At 36.0% G+C, this 18,586-nt stretch carries 19 protein-coding genes and 1 pseudogene; 6 read left to right on the top strand and 14 right to left on the bottom strand.

The genetic code is table 11. The features are described 5' to 3' along the window. The first annotated feature begins 6 nt into the window (after positions 1-6). Positions 7-1,761 (top strand): HD domain-containing phosphohydrolase, encoded by a 1,755-nt coding sequence (locus PVK71_RS17620; protein ID WP_274420308.1) that lies wholly within the window; start codon positions 7-9, stop codon positions 1,759-1,761. Positions 1,762-1,833: 72 nt separating this feature from the next. On the opposite strand, the gene gltS is transcribed toward PVK71_RS17620, so the two are convergent. From gltS to PVK71_RS17635, 3 genes are all read right to left on the bottom strand, one after another. Next, a complete protein-coding gene (gene gltS / locus PVK71_RS17625; RefSeq protein ID WP_274420305.1) occupies positions 1,834-3,057 on the bottom strand; it encodes a sodium/glutamate symporter in 1,224 nt (407 codons plus the stop codon). Between the two features lie 217 nt (positions 3,058-3,274). Then, on the bottom strand, positions 3,275-4,258 hold the full coding sequence (locus tag PVK71_RS17630; RefSeq protein WP_274420303.1) for a Solitary outer membrane autotransporter beta-barrel domain: 984 nt from the start codon (positions 4,256-4,258) through the stop codon (positions 3,275-3,277). 214 nt (positions 4,259-4,472) lie between these two features. Further along, the gene (locus tag PVK71_RS17635) at positions 4,473-6,299 is read right to left on the bottom strand and encodes an ABC transporter ATP-binding protein (protein ID WP_274420301.1); all 1,827 of its coding nucleotides are present in this window, start codon (positions 6,297-6,299) and stop codon (positions 4,473-4,475) included. Between the two features lie 211 nt (positions 6,300-6,510). Here PVK71_RS17635 and PVK71_RS17640 point away from each other — a divergent pair, with 211 nt between their 5' ends. Continuing rightward, positions 6,511-7,482, top strand: a complete 972-nt coding sequence (locus PVK71_RS17640) for a CobW family GTP-binding protein (protein ID WP_274420298.1) — start codon at positions 6,511-6,513, stop codon at positions 7,480-7,482. Positions 7,483-7,556: 74 nt separating this feature from the next. Here PVK71_RS17640 and ylqF read toward each other — a convergent pair whose 3' ends face one another. Then, positions 7,557-8,501: a ribosome biogenesis GTPase YlqF gene (ylqF, locus tag PVK71_RS17645; RefSeq protein ID WP_274420296.1), complete on the bottom strand. Its 945-nt coding sequence runs from the start codon at positions 8,499-8,501 to the stop codon at positions 7,557-7,559. Positions 8,502-8,698: 197 nt separating this feature from the next. Here ylqF and PVK71_RS17650 point away from each other — a divergent pair. Further along, positions 8,699-9,484, top strand: a pseudogene (locus PVK71_RS17650) (tyrosine-type recombinase/integrase); the annotation flags it as partial. 41 nt (positions 9,485-9,525) lie between these two features. On the opposite strand, the gene PVK71_RS17655 reads toward PVK71_RS17650, so the two are convergent. After that, the gene (locus PVK71_RS17655; RefSeq protein ID WP_274420293.1) at positions 9,526-10,479 is read right to left on the bottom strand and encodes a hypothetical protein; all 954 of its coding nucleotides are present in this window, start codon (positions 10,477-10,479) and stop codon (positions 9,526-9,528) included. Positions 10,480-10,912: 433 nt separating this feature from the next. Here PVK71_RS17655 and PVK71_RS17660 point away from each other — a divergent pair, with 433 nt between their 5' ends. Next, entirely contained in the window at positions 10,913-11,566 is a 654-nt protein-coding gene (locus PVK71_RS17660) for an inovirus Gp2 family protein (protein WP_274420291.1), read from the top strand. 43 nt (positions 11,567-11,609) lie between these two features. On the opposite strand, the gene PVK71_RS17665 is transcribed toward PVK71_RS17660, so the two are convergent. From PVK71_RS17665 to radC, 9 genes are all read right to left on the bottom strand, one after another. After that, the gene (locus tag PVK71_RS17665; RefSeq protein WP_274420290.1) at positions 11,610-13,049 is read right to left on the bottom strand and encodes a hypothetical protein; all 1,440 of its coding nucleotides are present in this window, start codon (positions 13,047-13,049) and stop codon (positions 11,610-11,612) included. Positions 13,050-13,067: 18 nt separating this feature from the next. Continuing rightward, positions 13,068-13,832 (bottom strand): transcriptional regulator, encoded by a 765-nt coding sequence (locus tag PVK71_RS17670; RefSeq protein WP_274420288.1) that lies wholly within the window; start codon positions 13,830-13,832, stop codon positions 13,068-13,070. A gap of 245 nt (positions 13,833-14,077) precedes the next feature. Further along, entirely contained in the window at positions 14,078-14,413 is a 336-nt protein-coding gene (locus tag PVK71_RS17675) for a hypothetical protein (protein WP_274420286.1), read from the bottom strand. A 164-nt stretch (positions 14,414-14,577) separates the two neighbouring features. Then, a complete protein-coding gene (locus tag PVK71_RS17680) occupies positions 14,578-14,814 on the bottom strand; it encodes a hypothetical protein (RefSeq protein WP_274420284.1) in 237 nt (78 codons plus the stop codon). Between the two features lie 76 nt (positions 14,815-14,890). Continuing rightward, positions 14,891-15,244: a hypothetical protein gene (locus PVK71_RS17685; protein WP_274420283.1), complete on the bottom strand. Its 354-nt coding sequence runs from the start codon at positions 15,242-15,244 to the stop codon at positions 14,891-14,893. Between the two features lie 66 nt (positions 15,245-15,310). Beyond that, on the bottom strand, positions 15,311-15,790 hold the full coding sequence (locus tag PVK71_RS17690) for an LPD25 domain-containing protein (RefSeq protein ID WP_274420281.1): 480 nt from the start codon (positions 15,788-15,790) through the stop codon (positions 15,311-15,313). A gap of 88 nt (positions 15,791-15,878) precedes the next feature. Next, on the bottom strand, positions 15,879-16,346 hold the full coding sequence (locus tag PVK71_RS17695) for a DUF2787 domain-containing protein (RefSeq protein ID WP_274420279.1): 468 nt from the start codon (positions 16,344-16,346) through the stop codon (positions 15,879-15,881). A 64-nt stretch (positions 16,347-16,410) separates the two neighbouring features. Then, a complete protein-coding gene (locus PVK71_RS17700; RefSeq protein ID WP_274420277.1) occupies positions 16,411-16,854 on the bottom strand; it encodes a DUF2787 domain-containing protein in 444 nt (147 codons plus the stop codon). After that, on the bottom strand, positions 16,854-17,327 hold the full coding sequence (gene radC, locus PVK71_RS17705; RefSeq protein ID WP_274420276.1) for a RadC family protein: 474 nt from the start codon (positions 17,325-17,327) through the stop codon (positions 16,854-16,856). Before radC ends, PVK71_RS17700 begins: the two co-directional genes overlap by 1 nt. Positions 17,328-17,473: 146 nt before the next feature. Here radC and PVK71_RS17710 point away from each other — a divergent pair, with 146 nt between their 5' ends. Then, on the top strand, positions 17,474-17,659 hold the full coding sequence (locus PVK71_RS17710; RefSeq protein ID WP_060990921.1) for an AlpA family transcriptional regulator: 186 nt from the start codon (positions 17,474-17,476) through the stop codon (positions 17,657-17,659). Positions 17,660-17,762: 103 nt separating this feature from the next. After that, positions 17,763-18,209 (top strand): ribonuclease HI, encoded by a 447-nt coding sequence (locus tag PVK71_RS17715; RefSeq protein ID WP_274420274.1) that lies wholly within the window; start codon positions 17,763-17,765, stop codon positions 18,207-18,209. The last annotated feature ends 377 nt before the right edge of the window (positions 18,210-18,586 follow it).

Below are 18,586 nucleotides of genomic sequence, written 5' to 3' on the forward strand. Positions count from 1 at the left end.
AAGTTTATGCGTCATTATTTTTCATTGTTATTTAGCTTAGTTTTTGTCTTTTTTACATTGAATACTGCGGCAAAGCCACTTGCAACAGAAAAACCGATTAATATCCTAGTATTACATTCATATAGCCCTTCATATGAATGGACTCAAAATATTGAGGATGGGATAAAAAATACGGCCAAAAATAGTGATAAGCCAATTCGTCTTTCTATTGAGTATATGGATTCTAAGCGAATTAAGGGAAGGGATTATCAAACTCAATATGCAAATTACTTAAGCGCTAAGTACACTCGAGATTATTTTGATGCTGTTATTGTTTCTGATGATAATGGGCTTAATTTTCTCGTTAAAAATGGTGAGTATTTATTCCCAGAAATACCTATTGTTGCCGTTGGTATAAATAACCTTAGTATTGATTTAGGTTCATTAGCCGATCGAACGACTGTTTATTATGAAAAAGATCATATCCTTGAAAACCTTGAGTTGGTTCAATCTCTTTTCCCGCAAACAAAAACTATCTATTTACTGAGTGATAATAGCCTAACCTCACAACTTATTCGTAAAAGTTTTTTAGATGAAGCAGAACATTTCCCTGATTTTACTATTAAGATTATTGATGATAAACCACTAATGGAGGCGGCATCTTATCTATCCCGATTGTCGTCTGATTCTGTTGTATTTTTAACTCACTATAATACAGAGCTTCAACAGGGGAAATATTATGATTATGCCTCTGTTGCATCTCAACTATCCAAAAAAAGTGCCGCACCTATTTTCGTATTTTGGGAACATTATATTGGCTATGGGGTACTTGGGGGGTATGTTAACCGTTCATATTCATTGGGTGTACAGTCAATTTTATCGCTAAGCCATAAACTGAAATTTTCAATAATTAAAAATGTAATTAATTTTCCAACGGCTTGGGAAGGGTTTGTATTTGATCATCGTGTTGTAGATGTATTTAATTTAGATATCGATGATCTCCCTTATGCATCCAGTGTTGTTAATAAGCCGCCGTCGTATCTTTATGAAAATAGAAACATAATTACAGTTACCTTTCTTTTAATTTCAATGATGTTAGGGATTATCATTACTCAGTTTATTGCTATACGTCGTAAAAAAGAGCTGAACGAGAATAAGTCTCATATTTTAGCTCTACAAAATAAGACATTACGAGTTCAAAGAGCAATGATTGAAGTACTTGGAGAGGCGATTGAAACACGATCGGGAGAAACGGGAAACCATGTACGTCGGGTAGCAAAAATGTCGTTATTGCTTGGTAAAATATACGGGTTACCTAAAAGCGAATATGAATTAATTGAAGTTATTAGCCCAATGCATGATGTTGGAAAAATAGGGATCCCTGAAGCCATTTTGGATAAGCCAGGTAGATTAACTCAAGAAGAGAGAGTTATTATTGAGACGCATACAGAGCTAGGATATAAACTATTAAGCTCTGGTGATGGAGAAATAATGCAGTCTGCAGCAAGGATTGCTTTAGAGCACCATGAACGGTGGGATGGGAAAGGTTACCCAAATCAATTAGCGGCGCATGATATACATATTTTTGCTCGAATTACTGCTATTACAGATGTGTTTGATGCTTTAATGAGTAAGCGTTGTTATAAAGAAGCGTGGCCTTTAGAACAGGTTATTGAATTATTTAGTCGAGAATGTGGCAAGCAGTTTGATCCTGAGTTGTGTACTTTATTTCTAAAGAATATTGATGAATTTGTAAGTATTCGTCAGCAGTACCCTGATTGATATTTGAAATAGAAGAATAAAAAAGCCCGGTAGTTCGATGAACTATCGGGCTTTTTGCTATTGATATGATTTTTATCCAATAAAGCTAATGTAAGTTTGTAATATGATTAGGTTAACAATATCAATAAAGAAAGCACCTACAATAGGTACAACCATAAATGCTTGTGGTGATGGGCCAAAACGAGAAACTAATGACCCCATATTCATTACCGCAGTAGGCGTTGCTCCAAGACCAAAGCCACAGTGCCCGCCAGCTATTACCGCTGCATCATAGTTGGAGCCCATTGCTCGGAACGTAACAAAATATGAGAACAAAGCTAATACAACTGTTTGAACCGATAAAATAATTAATAATGGAATGGCTAAATCAAAAATATTCCACAATTTTAAACTCATTAATGCCATCGCAAGAAAGAGGGCAAGGGAGACTGTGCCTAAAATATCAACGGTTTCAGTATCAATTTTATGGATCTTAGTGACTTCAGTAATATTAGTAATAAATACACCGATAAATAACGCATAAACAAAATCAGGAATTTTTAGCCAAGATATTTCAAATGTGGCAATAAAATCACCAAGATGGCCAGCACCAACAACACAAAGTAAAAGTACAAATAGGGTTTCAATTACTTTTTTTGCGGTAACTTTTTCTTCTTCACGCTCATTGTACGTTACAACTTCAGGGAAACGAGTATGAGTGTCTATACCTGAACCGTATTCTGATTCAAGGTTATGCTTGTGGATCAATTTTTGTGCAATTGGGCTACCAATAAGCCCACCCATAATTAAACCAAACGTAGCTGAAGCCATTGCAAGTTCAAGTGTATTTAGGTTATAGCTTTCAGCAAACGTATTAGACCAAGCTGCACCAGTTCCATGTCCTCCAGATAGTGTAATAGAACCTGCAATCAACCCCATTAGAGGGTCAAGTCCCATTAAGCTAGCTAGGCTAACACCAATACCGTTTTGGATAATGATGTAAACGGAAGCAACAGCAAGAAATAAGAAGACCTTTGTACCTCCTTTAATTAGCTGTTTATAGTTGGCCGCAAGACCAACAGTACTAAAGAACATAAGCATGAATGTACTTTGTAAAGGTAGCGAGAATTGTAGGTTTATCCCTTGAAAATGAAGGATAGTAATAACAACCGCTACAATTAACCCACCCACAATAGGTTCTGGGATATTGTATTTTTTAAATAAAGCAACTTTTGAATTGATGATATGTCCTAAAAAAAGGACAGCGATAGCAATCAAAAATGATTCAAGTGCGCCAATAGATAGAGTGTTTGACATAGTACTCCTAAGTTGAAATATCATTTATAGTTTCATTCAAGTTAGTGTATTTCGAAATAAAATGAAGAATACATGTATTTTAATGCATTTTTAAGAATGATATTGTCTGATTTCAGGGACTGATAGTAGCACTTTTATCAGCAAGATAGGGTTGCAGTAGAGTAAAAGATGAGAATGTACTGTTATGATTGAAGATTAATTTGATGTCTTTCTTTTGTTACTCATCATAAAACAACACAATACTGCCTCCTCGTAACGCACTTCCAACATTAAATGTGAAGCCAATTCCAACGTTATCGACAAGTGAAATCCATTTTCTAGTATCGATTAACCATGCAATATTGAACTCATAATAAAAGTCAGTGCCAAGTGGAGCATTCACATCCCCACCCAAATCAACACGTTTTGCTTTTAGATAAAGGACCTGAGCGAAACGATTCCAATGAGCCATGTTATAGCGCATTTGTATACTGTTGATAAAACGCCAAACTTCAGGGTTTACTTCCGAGCTGTAATCTGAAGAACCTCCAAATCCTTGTCCATAGGCGTAATGATAACTGTTGTTAAAACGCCACTCTCCCCAAGGTTCTTCTTTTTTATATTCAAAGGAAATTTTAGGTTCAATAATAAACGCATTCGTTGATACATTAAAAAGAACGCCATCAAGATGAGGCGCTAACGCTTGGCTATAGGCCGTATTATACTCGTGAGTATTGCGATAATGCATTAAGTGTAGTGCATTGCCAAAGGAGATGGTCCAATTTTCTTGGAAAACATAATTTTGAGCATATTCAGCATATAGACCAAAGATTTCATCTAAATCAGAATCAGGCTGTGATTTATCTTGAAACTTAACATCAATGTTTGTATTGACATAAGATGCTCGAAGCGTAATGTCATGGCTCCATCGGGAGTCTGGGTCATCTGTCAGTTCAAAAGTGTAGGGTAGCGAGTAAACTGTCATTTTACTGCGTAAATCTACAGAGTCGGCACTACCGATATTTTCATTATCAGTTTCTAAATAGTTATTAGGATTAAAATCAGCAATACCAAAGGTGATCATGTTGCTATCAGATAAAACGAGAGAGGTAGCAAAAGCCTCTTCAAATTGACGAACAGGTGTAATGTTACGAGCAATAGCTTTATCCATTACTGTATTAAGTAATAAAATAATAAGAAAAGAAATTGGTCCGCGTTGCATTGCCTGTCCTTTGAAAAGAGTCCCTAATAATGTAATAGAAGTAGTGATTTAAATCTATATTAAATCAGCTTGTTATCTCAACTTTTCCCAAAAACAATACGGTTGTGAGGTGTATTGAAAAACAGAATTGCGTTAGATAGCTATTTATTCTTATAATATGAAAACACAAAAAGAATAATGTCAGATTGTGTTTTCATATGAAGATTACTTATGACTATTCACTAATGAACCCGCCTGTTTGGTGGTTCCATAGTTGAGCATAAATGCCACCTAATGCAACGAGCTCTTGATGAGTGCCTTGCTCAACAACGCGACCTTGGTCCATCACTAATAGTCGGTCCATCGCTGCAATAGTTGATAAGCGATGAGCAATAGCAATAACCGTTTTTCCTTCCATAAGCTCATCTAAGCTATCTTGAATTGCCGCTTCTACTTCGGAATCGAGTGCAGATGTCGCTTCATCTAAGATCAATAGCGGTGCATCTTTCAGTAGTACTCGTGATATAGCTATACGCTGACGTTGGCCTCCTGAAAGTTTAACTCCTCGCTCACCAACTTGAGCATCGTAGCCTTTACTGCCATAGGAGTCGGTTAAGGTTTCGATAAATTCATGAGCTTGAGCCTGTTTAGTCGCAGTAAATAATTCGTCATCACTGGCATCAGGTCTGCCATATTTGATGTTATCTCTAATAGAACGGTGTAATAAAGAGGTATCTTGGCTAACCATACCTATTTGGCTGCGTAATGAGTCTTGTGTTACGTCTCTTAGATCATGACCATCAATAGTAATAGCCCCTGACTCTATATCGTGAAAACGAAGTAATAGATTGACCAATGTTGATTTTCCGGCACCAGAACGGCCAACTAAACCAATTTTTTCTCCCGGTTTTATTTCAAGATTCAAGTCATTAATTACGCCTTTATTTTCACCATAGTGGAAATTTACTTTATCAAACTTAATAGAACCTTGGGTTACTTTTAGCTCTGAAGCTCCAGGCTTATCATTAATAGTGATAGGCTTTGATAATGTATTCATTCCATCAGTTACTGTGCCTAGATTCTCAAATAATGAGCTGATTTCCCACATAATCCAATGTGACATGCCATTAATTCGTAATGCTAAACTAATCGCGATAGCAATAGCACCAACCGACAATACATTGTCAATCCATAGCATGATAGAAACAGCTGCAATTGAAAAAACAAGAAGGTAGTTGATGATTTCTACTGAAATGTTAATCCCAGTAGCTAAACGCATTTGTTTATGCACGGTACTAAGGAATTCTCTCATTCCTTCTTCTGCGTATTCAGTTTCACGTTTACTGTGACTAAATAATTTTACTGTGTTGATGTTAGTATAGCTATCAACAATACGGCCTGTCATTGTCGAGCGGGCATCGGCTTGTTTTTCTGAAATCGCTTTTAATTTTGGAACAAAGTAAAACTGGATAGCAACATAAGCTGCTAGCCAGATCAGCATTGGCGCCATTAATCGCCAGTCTGCTTGACCAACCATAACGATCATTGAGGTGAAATAAACCGAGATATATACCAATACATCAAGTAATTTCATTACCGTTTCACGTACAGATAGAGAGGTTTGCATTACCTTTGTTGCAATACGTCCCGCAAAATCATCAGAATAAAATGAAACACTCTGTTTTAGAAGGTATCGATGAGCCTGCCAACGAATAGCCATTGGGTAATTTCCCAATAGCGTTTGGTGAGTAATAAGAGAGTGAATAAGGATTAAAATAGGGACTCCAACCACTACAAGTAGGCCTAGCCACATTAAAGTATGGCCCTCTTGAGCTAAAAATGTATCTCTATTATGCGTCGATAGCCAATCAACTAATTGTCCCATGAAACCAAAAAGTGAGACCTCAATAACCGCAATAATGGCACTTAGAGAAGACATTGCAATAAGAGGGAGCTCATAGCCTTTGGTGTAATGACGGCAAAATGCATACAGTCCTTTTGGTGGTTGCTCGGGGTCTTGTTTTGGAAACGCGGTGGTAAGCCGTTCAAAAAAGTTAAACATACATGAAGCCTTTAATTATTGATTTTGTTTAAGAGTAATATCAATGTGTGTTGTAAGAAAAATTTCCATTTCTACATATCATTAACATAACTCAAAACGTAATTTTATGTAATTGATTTTATGAAATAATCAATAAGTTATTTAAAATAATTAGCAGACTGAGACGCGCTAGAGGTATCATTAACAAATCTTACTAATTATGAGCAATGTTATGAAAAAAATACCAACTAATATTATTACTGGCTTTCTTGGGGTCGGAAAAACTACCACGATATTACAATTGCTAAAAAATAAACCTGAAAATGAATCTTGGGCTGTTTTAGTCAATGAATTTGGTGAAGTTGGTATTGATGGCGCATTCTTAACGGAAAGTGGCGCAATGGTGAAAGAGGTCCCTGGGGGTTGTATGTGTTGCACCGCAGGGTTACCGATGTCGGTTGGGATAAATGCGCTTTTAAGACAAAAACCAGACCGTTTGATTATTGAACCAACAGGCTTAGGGCATCCTAAAAAAATACTGGCTATTTTGCAGTCAGAAAACTACAAGAATTACATTGACTTAAAAGCAACCATCGGCCTTGTTGATCCTAGAAACCTATCTGATGAGAAGTATACGAGTAATCAAAACTTTAATGATCAATTAAATATCTCAGATATCGTTGTTGCGACTAAAATGGATATGGCATCAGACTATGATGAATGTTTATTTCATTCTTGGGTTAAATCGTTACCACATCAACCAAAATCAACCGCTATTGACCATGGAGAATTACCTTTACACTGGTTAGAGGAAGATCGAACCACTGACTTAACCATTGAAGAGCACCATCACCATCATGCAGAGCAAGAAATAGTGGAGATGGTATTAGAACCGGGTCAAAAATTTTGTCGTAAAGAAAATAAAGGGCAGGGTTATGTTAGCTGTGGTTGGTTCTTTGGGGCTGAATCAGTATTTGATTTTGATGAGTTATTTTCAATGCTCTCAGCTCTTACTGCTGAACGTGTTAAAGCGGTGATGAACACTAATAAAGGTTTTTATGCATTCAATGTTGCTAATGGTGTTGTTTCTGTCAATTTACTTAGCATTGATGGCATGGAATCAAAACTAGAAGTGATTGATACTCAGCTATTACCTTGGGATCAGTTAGAAGACATCTTGCTTAGCCTACTTATTGAAGAATGAGCTTAGTAATAAGAATAAAAAAGAGGTTAACTTATTGGTTAACCTCTCTCTTTTTGTTTGTGTGTTTAAAATAATTAACGTTTGTTTTTCAAGTAACGTTTACGGCGCTCTTCTTTTTTCTTAATTTGTTGTTCAACTTTAAGCGCTGCTGCAATTTCAACTGCTTCAAGCTCAGCAGGGATCATATCGGGAAGCTCTAGAGTTAATTGACCTAATGTGCCAGAACGAAGCTCATGAAGTAGAATTTCAGACGCTTTATAGATATTGATTCGCCCGCCAGCTTGTAAACAACCGCGACTACGACCAATTGCTTCCATTAATTCTACATCGTTATTTGGTAATTCATCTAAGTTATAACGCTCTTTCAAACGCTCTGGGTACTGTTTTGCTAAATACTCAACAGTATAGAAGGCAACTTCATCGTATTCCATTGCTGTATCTTTAACTGCACCAGTGGCAGCAAGACGGAAACCACTGTGTGGGTTTTCAACTTTAGGCCATAAAATACCAGGAGTATCAGAGAGAACAACGCCATTTTGTAAATTAATACGTTGTTGGCGACGAGTTACCGCTGGTTGGTTACCGGTTACTGCAATCATACGTCCGGCTAAGGTATTAATGATGGTTGATTTACCCACATTTGGAATACCCATAATCATGGTACGAACGTTTTTTCCCATCGCTTCACGGTGCGGGACCAACTTACGGCATCTTTCCATAATTTTATGGATTTCATCTGGGTTACTGGTTGTCACTGCCATTGCTGTAACACCTTGCTCTTTCTCAAGATGCTCAATCCAAAGTTGAGTCACTTCAGGATCAGCTAAATCACGCTTGTTCAAAACTTTAATACAAGGCTTATCTTGGCGTAGAGAGGCAATCATTGGATTCTCACTACTGAAAGGGATACGAGCATCAAGTACTTCAATGATCACATCAATTTTAGGGATCACCTCGGCGATCTCTTTTTGAGCTTTATGCATGTGACCAGGGAACCATTGAATTTTATTGTTAAGCATCTGTATTTTATACTCTTTGTTTTTTATGCATGCTGCTTGGGGTACATCATGGGGTACTAAACAACAAACTTAAATTTAATAGGTTAATTATTATTCTCAAGATAAAAACAATAACAACGAATGATAGTGGTAAGTTTATCGCAACCGCGTTGGGATAGAAACTAATAATCTTGGTAAAGCTCTTAAGTCAAGACACAGCTCTACAAGCTATTAGACCAATTGCAAACCAAGGTAAGTTAGAAACGGTAGGGCGATTGTGTCGTAGTTTAAATGAGTTCATGACCTTTGCTGTGAATACTTGTGTTATAGAACACAATAGACTTGCTGATATTGGGAAAGCGTTTTTCACTGTCAAAGTTACTAACCAGGCATCGCTAGAGCCTAAAGATCTACCGGAGCTGTTAAAAACGATTAATTACGCATCTATTAAGCCCATCACACGCTGTTTGTTAGAATGGCAACTTCATACAATGACAAGACCTACCGAGACTGCTGGTGCTCGCTGGGATGAAACAGACAAAGAAAAAATGCTATGGGTTATCCCAGCTGAACGAATGAAGAAGGGAAGAGTACATACCGTCCCATTAACACAGCAAACCTTAGACTTATTAGAAACGATTGATTTTATCACTGGCGAGAGTGAATACCTTTTCCCTGCTGATAAAAGCAATAAAAATCATATAAATAAAGAAACAGCTAATAAAGCATTGGTGCGAATGGGATTTAAAGGAAGACAAACTTCTCATGGCCTACGAGCATTAGCTAGTACTACCTTAAATGAACAAAACTTTGATGCGGATATTATCGAAGCTGCACTCTCTCATGTTGATAGAGATAAGGTTCGAAGCGCATACAACCGCACTGATTATCTTGGACGACGTAAGGTTCTAATGGCGTAGTGGAGCAATCATATTGAAGAGGCGGCTACTGGTAGCTTGTCTATGAGTGGGAAAAAGAATCTTAAGGCTTGTAGCTTAATATAGCTTAAAGAAAGTAGGTAGAGTTAATTCTACCTACTTTATTATTATATTCCTGAATTTTTTATTATTTTAGATTCATTATTGATCAGTTTTTCAAGTGTCTCATTTAAATTCAACCCATAAAAATTAGAAATATCCTCAAGTTTACTTTTTGAATCTTGTCTAATAACTAAATTAATAGTTGTTTTCTTGTCTTTTTTTATTTTATTTCTGTATTTAACTTGTCCCCAAGCTTTTTTCATTTTTATTAAGAAAAGTTCTTTAGCATCATCAGTTATCTCTAAAGAATGGAATAGTGCGGGAATGACTATAGAATAATGGTTATAATCATCAATGATATTTGGTATGTGTTTATGATTGTTTTTTATTATATGGTTATCTTTAATGTACTTTACGGCCCAGATAGCCTGGTCGTTATCTTTTTTTGAAAGCCAATTAAAATTAAACTTACTTCTTGAAAATATATATTCTTCATTTAGATAGTGTATATATTTTTTCTTATTGTAGTCATCTGACGTGATTGAATTTATAAATGATATAAAATCTATTCTCATTTGTGTAATAGTGTTTTTTCTTTGAGTGGCAGTATGATTCATGAATTCTAGTGGTTTATCTTTTAATGTTCGTCTCGTGTTAAAAAACAAGTCATGTCCATTTATTGAAAATACATTATTATTAAGTAAGTGGAAGTAACAAAATAAAATACTAGTTGGGTCCTTACTATCAATAAAATCAAAGTACGCATCATTAATATAGTAATAACATAAGTGTTCAATTATTTCTTTCAGTTCTTTCAAATGATAGCCATTTTTCTTAAATTCAATGGCTAATAACTGAATAGCTTCTTCTTTGGAATGGTAAACGATATTGTCATCTATGTATAAAATTCTTTCTACTCTGCAGCGTTTAATAATATGAATTAATTTAATATGACTTAGTTGTCTTAAATAATTTTCTAATTCATGTAAAGATATTATATTTTGATCAAATGTAGGCATTTTAATAATCTACTAAGTAGTTTTTATGTGTGTTTATTGTGGTTTTTTTATGTGTTTTGTATAGTAAGTAAATCGATTTTCATGACCTGTAATGTATGGGTTTTATGGTTTCTTTGATTCAAATCACAGAGCGTAGTTCATCCGATTGTTGTGCACATAACTTCAGAGTGAATGGATTTACTCTAAAGTGTATTTCAAATGATGCTGGCTTGTTTTTTATAATCGTGAGTACGAATAATGAGAAAGAATGAATAGTAGGATATTATAAGTTACTTATTTTTTAAACAATATGATGGCAGTATGACTAGTATTATTAGTCTATATATAACCTATTAATACTAGGTTACCCTAACCTAGTTAAGTAACCTCAACATTATTATTAACATCAGCTAACCATCCTATACCAGATACACCATCAATTAAGGTATAGGAAATGAAAACTAAAACTCAGACAAACAGAAATTTAACTATAACAAAAAAAGACACATTCAATGGATTAAGTATCTATAAGCATGAAAATGGTTTGGTTATAAATTACTTAGATAAAATATATAATACTATCGATAAAGCAATAACTGAATATCCAAGAACCATGGCTGTTCGAATTGATCTTCGTATGTCAAAATCATTACTATTTGATAACTCATCAGTCATTAAAAACTTTATCGCATCTCTCGATGCTCAAATACAAGCCGATCTTAATAGGAAAAAAAGAAAGGGTATTAGAGTCAGAGCTTGCAAGATTAGATATATCTGGGTTAAAGAAAGAAGTACATCGTTAAGCGATCATTATCATTTAGTATTATTCTTCAATAAAGATGTTTATCATTGTTTGGGTGATTTTAAAAATGAAGATAATTTATCTCACAAGATAAAAAAGGCATGGTGCAGTGCTTTAGATTTGGATATTGACGAGGGAAGTCGGCTTGTGAATTTTTCCGATAATGGAGTGTACTGGCTTGATAATAATTCAAGAAACTTTAAGGATGAATTTGATTCATTATTTTATCGAGTAAGTTATTTAGCAAAGTTAGAAACAAAAAAATACGGTGATGGGACGCGAAGCTTTGGTTGCTCTCAGCGATAAAAAATAGAGGAGCATTACGCTCCTCTGTAATTTATTTCAGTGATTAATTAGTGCATTCGCCCCATACTATGCCATCAGTACCACATTCTTCTTTATGTGTTCCATTAGGGAATATAGTAAATTTTCTATATTGGCCATTGTTATCATAGCTGGTTCTTATTTGAGTTCTATCTTCCATAGTGACGGTTTTATCTTTAACCCAGAAAGACGCATCAGGCTCTGCGGTTAAATTATCATATTGGTAAGGTAGATTTTCAAAGTTAGTCATCAACTCGTTTAAATCTAGTTGATGATGGTTGCTTTCAAATCCAACCCAATCAGATAAGAAAGGAAATGAACCAGCATTACGGCCATACCCGAATTGACTAGAAAAACGGTCATTGTTTTCCGTGTAATCTACAATCGCGTATCTGTGGGTGATAGCTTGGGCAATGTCGCTAGGAATACAATCTTCGAATGTATTTGCATTATTGTTGGTTAAGTTAACTAAGCTATATGTTTTATTATTAGATACGACCTCAGAGATCTCTTCTTTAATGTCACAAGTGTAAGGTGAGCTATCACCATTTCTTGATTCAAATTCGTAGCTGGTTCTATAAGTATAATTATTACCTTTGGTGGTGGCAGTTTTACCATAAATAATCGTTCTAATATCTTGGCTGAAATCATCACGAACTTTAACTAATTCACTACGCTGCTCATTGTCAAAGCTAATTAGTTGTTCACGATACCAAGCAGTAGGGTAAGCGTTGTTGTTATCTCTGTAATCCCCTTTATGGTAATCAACATAAGCAAATAGGGCATTAGGGTTTTGGCGTTTTAACTCTTCTGTTGCAGTAAATGATTGTTGTAAGCCACGTACAATGTCTTGTGCTTTAAGTGAGGTATCGGCATCACCAGCAGCAATGAAATCATCAAAGATGATCTCTTCTGGAATATTGTAATGATATACAACTCGATCAATGGCTTGATTAAGTGATGAAATTAATGCTTTACGTTTTTGGTAATCATTTTTTACACTCTCACAAGTTAAATTACCATTTGATGCCAGTTCCTTTTCAACAGAGGTCCACAGTACAGTCGTTAAAGGGGTAACGTGATACAAATCTTCTTTTGTGATTGATTCAAATTTAGGAGGCAATACCATTTGGTAAGTCTTTTCAACGATACCTAAATCTTGATCTATCGCACCAACGGGAACATCAACAATAAGAGGGACATATTGCGCACACTCTTGTTGAGCTTGGTTCAGTTCTAAACGGTAATCACCAAGGTTAGAGGTAATGGCATGGGGTTCATTACTATCTAATTGACGGTTAAAATTTAAATCTAGGTAAACCGTAGCACCGTCAATATAACCATCGATGGCCTTTCCTGTTAATGATGCGGTGATAGGCTCATTATTATCGCTATCAGACCCACCACAAGCGGTTAAGGCGAATGAGATAGCAGAAGCTAATAACATTTTATTTTTTAGTTTCATGTTGTTTTCTCGTTTGTATTATTCAGTTAAATAAAATTGTTTTGGTTCATTAGTCGTTTCAGTTACAAAATCTTTGAGAATAAAATCGGAAGGATAGGTAAATTGAAATGTTGAAAGTATCGCTGAATCAATAAGTCCAAGATCTACCGTATGTATTGCTAGTGTTTGATGTTGACGATAGACGAGCACAAGTGAATTATGTTTTATAAGTAATCCAAGAGGCTCTATTTTTAAACGGTGTAGTACTAATGCCTGGCTTGATATAGAAATAAGGTATTGATCAAACAATGCTGAATGTATGATTTCTAATAAGGGCAAGCTTTTGTTAATTAACGGATAAGATGTAAAAGTATCAATGTGAACTTTATTTAGGTACAGTCGCTCTTTAGATGGCTTTAATCCTTTATCTAACAATGAGATAGAGTCATTTACTAAGGTTTGGTAAGTATGAGTGATTTTGATTGGCATAGTCGGTCTTAAGTATTTATCTATGAGACAAAAGACTAATGCTTCTTTAGTGCCTAGCTTTAATAATTGCTCTGATTTTTTACGATAAGTATGTGGGATCGTTCGCATATCGCATTCAACATTAAAAAGTATGACGATGATTTCATCCAAATAACGCTTAATACTTCTTGGGGTTCGATAGATATGAAGATCAGCCAATTGCTGCTCTAGCTCTCGAACCGTTATTGCACGGTGTTGAGGTATCAGCATGAGTGTATGTAATATCGCTGAAATACCATCAATGCTTGTTTTATTCGTAATAGAGTTGTCTTTCATGCATCACCAAGTATTGCTTATCAGAATTGGCTGATAGGCATAGACGAAATTTAATGTTGGAAAGAGTACGGATGAGGTGGACAGATAATGTCCATCTTAAAAGTAAGAAGATTTTCAATAATAGAATTGTGATTGGAGTAACATTTTTGTTTGGGTTAGTACGTTGTTATTTCTATAAATAATGGCTGATTTTGCATTAACTGAGGTTATAGAAACCTCAGTGGTAAATGGACGGTGTGATCTGTTTACTTTTTATAGTTGATAACGAGTTTGTCAGCTAATGGATACTTAGCAATTTCATAGTCAGGTGAATACGTTGCTACATTATGCATTGCGATTACAGCAGCAGAAGCGAGTCCAAAAATAGATGCAGGGCCAGACGCTAAGCTTGCTGCCATCGTCGTAGATCGACATGCTGTATATACTCTACATTTAAGCCCTTGTGATTCTATTTTTGTCTCAATTCGTTTTACGGTTTGTGAGAAATTTTTAACGTTGGTTAAGGTGAAGGATTTTCTTTCCTTTATTAAAGTAATGATCTCTTCATCATTTAGGTAATGAACTATATTGCTTGTGCTCATTTTTTAATCCTTATTAAATTTACTGAGTTTGATGTGGCTTTAGATTACTGATGCATAAGACAAATAATGTCCTTCTTACCCATTTTTACGACAATATGTGAGAAAGGTTAGATCATCAGGTGTTGAGGGGATGCGTTATTTAGATAATGTATAGAGAAATTGTATTAATGATTGATGTCTTTTAATCGATAACCTCTTTTGATTAGTTCAGCAGTGGCGGATATTCTTTTTAAATGAATGGCTGAGAAATTTTGTATGATTTCAAATAATTCGGGATCAGTGTATTGCTCTACTTCTTTTCTATATTCTTGGTATTGCTTTTGTAAGTATTGACAACCAAGCAGTGTTGCTTTGATAAGCCCTTTTGCTATTTGGCCTTTAACGGATAAAATATAGTGCATGTTGGCATTCCTTTTGTTCTTAAAAAAGGAGATTAATAATCAGGTGATGGAAGTATTTCCAGTCATAAATTTCGATTTAAGTTATTGACGTTAGCATTCCCATTTCTCCTAAAGGAACATACTTTGCTTTATTGGATTCATTCCAAAATACGTGTTTTTCCACGCACCAACCATGATAAAGATAATCCACATCCGTTAAGCCTGAGCCTTGCCCTATGCCGTAATTATTACGGTGCTCACAGCTTTGCTCTTTGTCGTTTAGAAATGCCGTATCAGGGTGATTCAAACAGGCTTTACGGAGTTCAGGAAATAATCGTCTGGTATGGGTAGACCACGCTAAAATAATGGTGCGAAGGGTTTTGGTATGATGCTCTCCTGAATACGGCTCACTGCGTTCTTTATCGTATTCGGTGTAAGTGGCTACGATCACGCCTTTCGCCCACTTAGGTATGACTAGAGCCGCTTGAAATGCCTTTTCATTGGCTTGGTGGACTTGCTATTCTTTTTCTTCTTGATCACGTTTGGCTTGCTCTTTATCTCGCTCTTGTTGCTTGGCAAGTTCAGTGGTTTTAATGGTTTGAATTCGAGCCTCAGTCACAAACTCGATATCAAAACGATAGGTTCTAATGAGTGTGATTAATTGCTGATGATTAGCATCATTACGTAACCACGGCTTATCAGCATCGAGGTGGTGTTTTTGATGGTACTCAAGGGTACTAAGACAATGATCAGTAAAGCCTACAGCATTGCCACCACAACCTAGATCTAAGCGGCATTGGTGTTCATCCCCATTTTCAAATGTCACCGTTACATTGGTTTTGTCATAACCGCCTAATGGGTTTTGTTTAGCAACGTTTAATGCTTTACGTTCAAAGTCCATAAAGTCATACAACTGGCCTTCATTGAACTCATTGGATTCAGACCAATTGACTAAGACTGAGAAGGGATTAAGGGTTGGTATTATTTGTTTATTCATAAGTTAGTTATCCTGATTTTTAGGCATAAAAAACCGCAACCAAAAGGCTGCGGCATGATGTGTGTGATATTGAAGTAGAGGTAAATGATTACGATACGTTGATTTCTATTTCGTCATACATTCCCATATCGGCATAAGCCAGAAAATTATGCTCCCATAATTGATACAACTCCTTAGCGGCACCGTCCTCTTTGATGGACGAATAACGCCCTAAGTAGCTAGCAAACCATTCACCACTAAGAAAATCAAAATCTAACTCTTTGGCTAACTCTGGATAGTGATTATCCACAAAAGCAAAGTCCGTGATGTAGGCGTATTGCCATGTGTTATCAGTTTCTTTGGTTAGTGCAATTTCAACAGGGTGAAAGCCACCATTTTCAGCACTGTAGCTTTTATCTCGAAAGTTAAAGATGACACTGTTTGTTTCCTCTAAGCCAGAATGCAATTCAGGACGTTGATTAAGCGCATCAACAAGGCATTGGTTCAGTTTGTTTGATACTGGCAACAACGTAGGGATAAGGTTAGTGGTGGTAATGATGGTTTGTAATTCAGACACGATGTGTCCTCCTATGATTGAAATAAGATAATAATTTGGTAAAACGAATTAAGGTTGGATGGGATTAAGTGCGTATCTCGTTAGCTGAAATGTCATCAAAGTGTTGGTTTCGTAGTTGACGACAAAAGGCGAGTGCCCATGACGTAAATAGGTCGATGACTTGCGGCCTAGCAAGTTTACAACCTTGAATGTCAGGTTGATAGAACCAACCACGTTTAAAATTGAAATACAGCTCAGGTGTAACGTTTGGGCTGTGTTCATCGGGATAAGAAAAGCTGGCAATAAATACCAATTTCCAAATATGGCGATTATCTTCGTCTCGCTCAAAACGCATTTCTACAGGGTGCAATCCCTCACGTCGATGATAATAGTTAGTGTCTCGAAAGTTCACTGAAAGTCGATTGATATCAGTACGAAGAGAAAAGCCATCAAGTACGACTTCAAGATGACGATGCAGACTTTTTGGTAATGCTAGGTCTTTACCGTGAACTAGTAATTCTCTTTTCATTAGATTAGCCCTCGCTCTGCAAAAGAGACGCAGGTTTCCCCGACAACAATGTGATCTAATACTTGAACATCAATGAGTGCTAACGCCTCTTTTAAACGTGTCGTAATTCGTTTATCAGCCTGTGATGGCGTTGACTCTCCTGATGGGTGATTGTGCGCAAATATTACCGCCGCCGCATTCACTTCTAAAACTGCTTTTACAACCTCTCTTGGGTAGACACTTGCCGCATCTACGGTTCCTTGAAATAGCTCTTTAAATTCAATTAATCGATGTTGGTTATCAAGTAATAAAACAGCGAATACCTCACGCTCATAATGTCCCAGTTTGTAACGTAAATAATTTTGTGTCGCAGTAGGGTTAGAGAATGCGTCTCCACGAACATAGCGGTTAGCAAGGATCTCGGCAGCGTACTCTAGAATTTCATTTTCTTGGTAACGCTGTTGTTTTAGATAATGAGAGGATTTATTCGACATATTAGCTCCTAATGTGAATCAGTATTTGTCTTCACATAGATGATATATACCTGAAAATAAATAGATTAAGAGTGATTTTTTGAACGTCATTTTTTTTAACATCATCGGCTTATCTCATGAGCATATAGACGTAGGAGAACGTCCCCATGAGATTTTTAAGATTAAAAGAAGTAATGGCATTAACCGCGTTAGGTCGTTCAAGTATTTACAAATTTATGAGTGAAGGTCGATTCCCTCAAACGATTTCATTAGGCGATAGAGCCGTAGCATGGGTGGAAAGCGAAATTGAAGAATGGATGCATGAACGCCTAAGCCAACGTGACGAAAAATAAGCCTAAGTAACCCTCAAAAGAACAAATCAATCACACGACACTAAAAAATAATTAATGTAGGTCAATTACAAAGACCAGTAAATCTAAAATAAGGAATAACCCTATGAGCACAAATACTTACTCAATTTACGTCGATGGCGCAGCACCAAATAATCAAGGTGGCTGTATGAAAGGCGGTATTGGAATTGCTGTATATGATGAAGATAATGATTTAATTGATACATGTTCAATCACAATCAATAGAGCAACGGATAATGCGGAGCTAGAACTCATGGCATTAGTGGAAGGGTTAGAATATGCCGCTGATGGCTCGATCATTTATTCAGACAGTGAGTTCTGTGTAAAGGGCTACAACGAATGGCTTGATGGTTGGAAGGCGAAAGGGTGGCGCAAAGCTGATAAGAAGCCTGTGGCTTATCGTGAGTTATGGCAACAAGTGGATACATTGCGTAAAGATAAGTATGTAGAAGTAGTTAAAGTGAGAGCTCATAGTGGGGTAGAAGGAAATGAAAAAGCTGATTCTTTAGCATCAATGGCCGCTCGAAAATAAAGGTATTAATAAGATGGCAGAGCCAAATTTGGTGTCTTACATCTTATTATTATTTTTTATTCTCTTTAGAGAAGCATACACATTTATTTTTCGTGGGGTACTTCAATTTAATAAAGATTATATAACATGAGAATAAATTTGTGTATTAGTAATTAGGTTAAGTTAACACTAAGTTCGCATGATAACTGATAACTAGTTCCCTACATTTCTCACTATTTAACCCAACAGCGCCCCGGTTAAGTTGCAACAATTGATATTTAATGGTTATTTTTTCCAGGAAAGTGTCATTTTTTTGTAAAAAAAATCAAATTATTGATACTTTTACATATAGACTATGTCTTAAAATGTATTAAGATATGTCAGAAGTAATTTAAAGT

The sequence above is a fragment of the Aliivibrio sp. S4MY1 genome, assembly GCF_028765545.1.
GTDB lineage: Bacteria > Pseudomonadota > Gammaproteobacteria > Enterobacterales > Vibrionaceae > Aliivibrio.

Coding starts and splice junctions, on each gene's coding strand:
- PVK71_RS17620 (WP_274420308.1), top strand. CDS start 7: ATGCGTCATTATTTTTCATTGTTATTTAGCTTAGTTTTTGTCTTTTTT.
- gltS (WP_274420305.1), bottom strand. CDS start 3,057: ATGTCAAACACTCTATCTATTGGCGCACTTGAATCATTTTTGATTGCT.
- PVK71_RS17630 (WP_274420303.1), bottom strand. CDS start 4,258: ATGCAACGCGGACCAATTTCTTTTCTTATTATTTTATTACTTAATACA.
- PVK71_RS17635 (WP_274420301.1), bottom strand. CDS start 6,299: ATGTTTAACTTTTTTGAACGGCTTACCACCGCGTTTCCAAAACAAGAC.
- PVK71_RS17640 (WP_274420298.1), top strand. CDS start 6,511: ATGAAAAAAATACCAACTAATATTATTACTGGCTTTCTTGGGGTCGGA.
- ylqF (WP_274420296.1), bottom strand. CDS start 8,501: ATGCTTAACAATAAAATTCAATGGTTCCCTGGTCACATGCATAAAGCT.
- PVK71_RS17655 (WP_274420293.1), bottom strand. CDS start 10,479: ATGCCTACATTTGATCAAAATATAATATCTTTACATGAATTAGAAAAT.
- PVK71_RS17660 (WP_274420291.1), top strand. CDS start 10,913: ATGAAAACTAAAACTCAGACAAACAGAAATTTAACTATAACAAAAAAA.
- PVK71_RS17665 (WP_274420290.1), bottom strand. CDS start 13,049: ATGAAACTAAAAAATAAAATGTTATTAGCTTCTGCTATCTCATTCGCC.
- PVK71_RS17670 (WP_274420288.1), bottom strand. CDS start 13,832: ATGAAAGACAACTCTATTACGAATAAAACAAGCATTGATGGTATTTCA.
- PVK71_RS17675 (WP_274420286.1), bottom strand. CDS start 14,413: ATGAGCACAAGCAATATAGTTCATTACCTAAATGATGAAGAGATCATT.
- PVK71_RS17680 (WP_274420284.1), bottom strand. CDS start 14,814: ATGCACTATATTTTATCCGTTAAAGGCCAAATAGCAAAAGGGCTTATC.
- PVK71_RS17690 (WP_274420281.1), bottom strand. CDS start 15,790: ATGAATAAACAAATAATACCAACCCTTAATCCCTTCTCAGTCTTAGTC.
- PVK71_RS17700 (WP_274420277.1), bottom strand. CDS start 16,854: ATGAAAAGAGAATTACTAGTTCACGGTAAAGACCTAGCATTACCAAAA.
- radC (WP_274420276.1), bottom strand. CDS start 17,327: ATGTCGAATAAATCCTCTCATTATCTAAAACAACAGCGTTACCAAGAA.
- PVK71_RS17710 (WP_060990921.1), top strand. CDS start 17,474: ATGAGATTTTTAAGATTAAAAGAAGTAATGGCATTAACCGCGTTAGGT.
- PVK71_RS17715 (WP_274420274.1), top strand. CDS start 17,763: ATGAGCACAAATACTTACTCAATTTACGTCGATGGCGCAGCACCAAAT.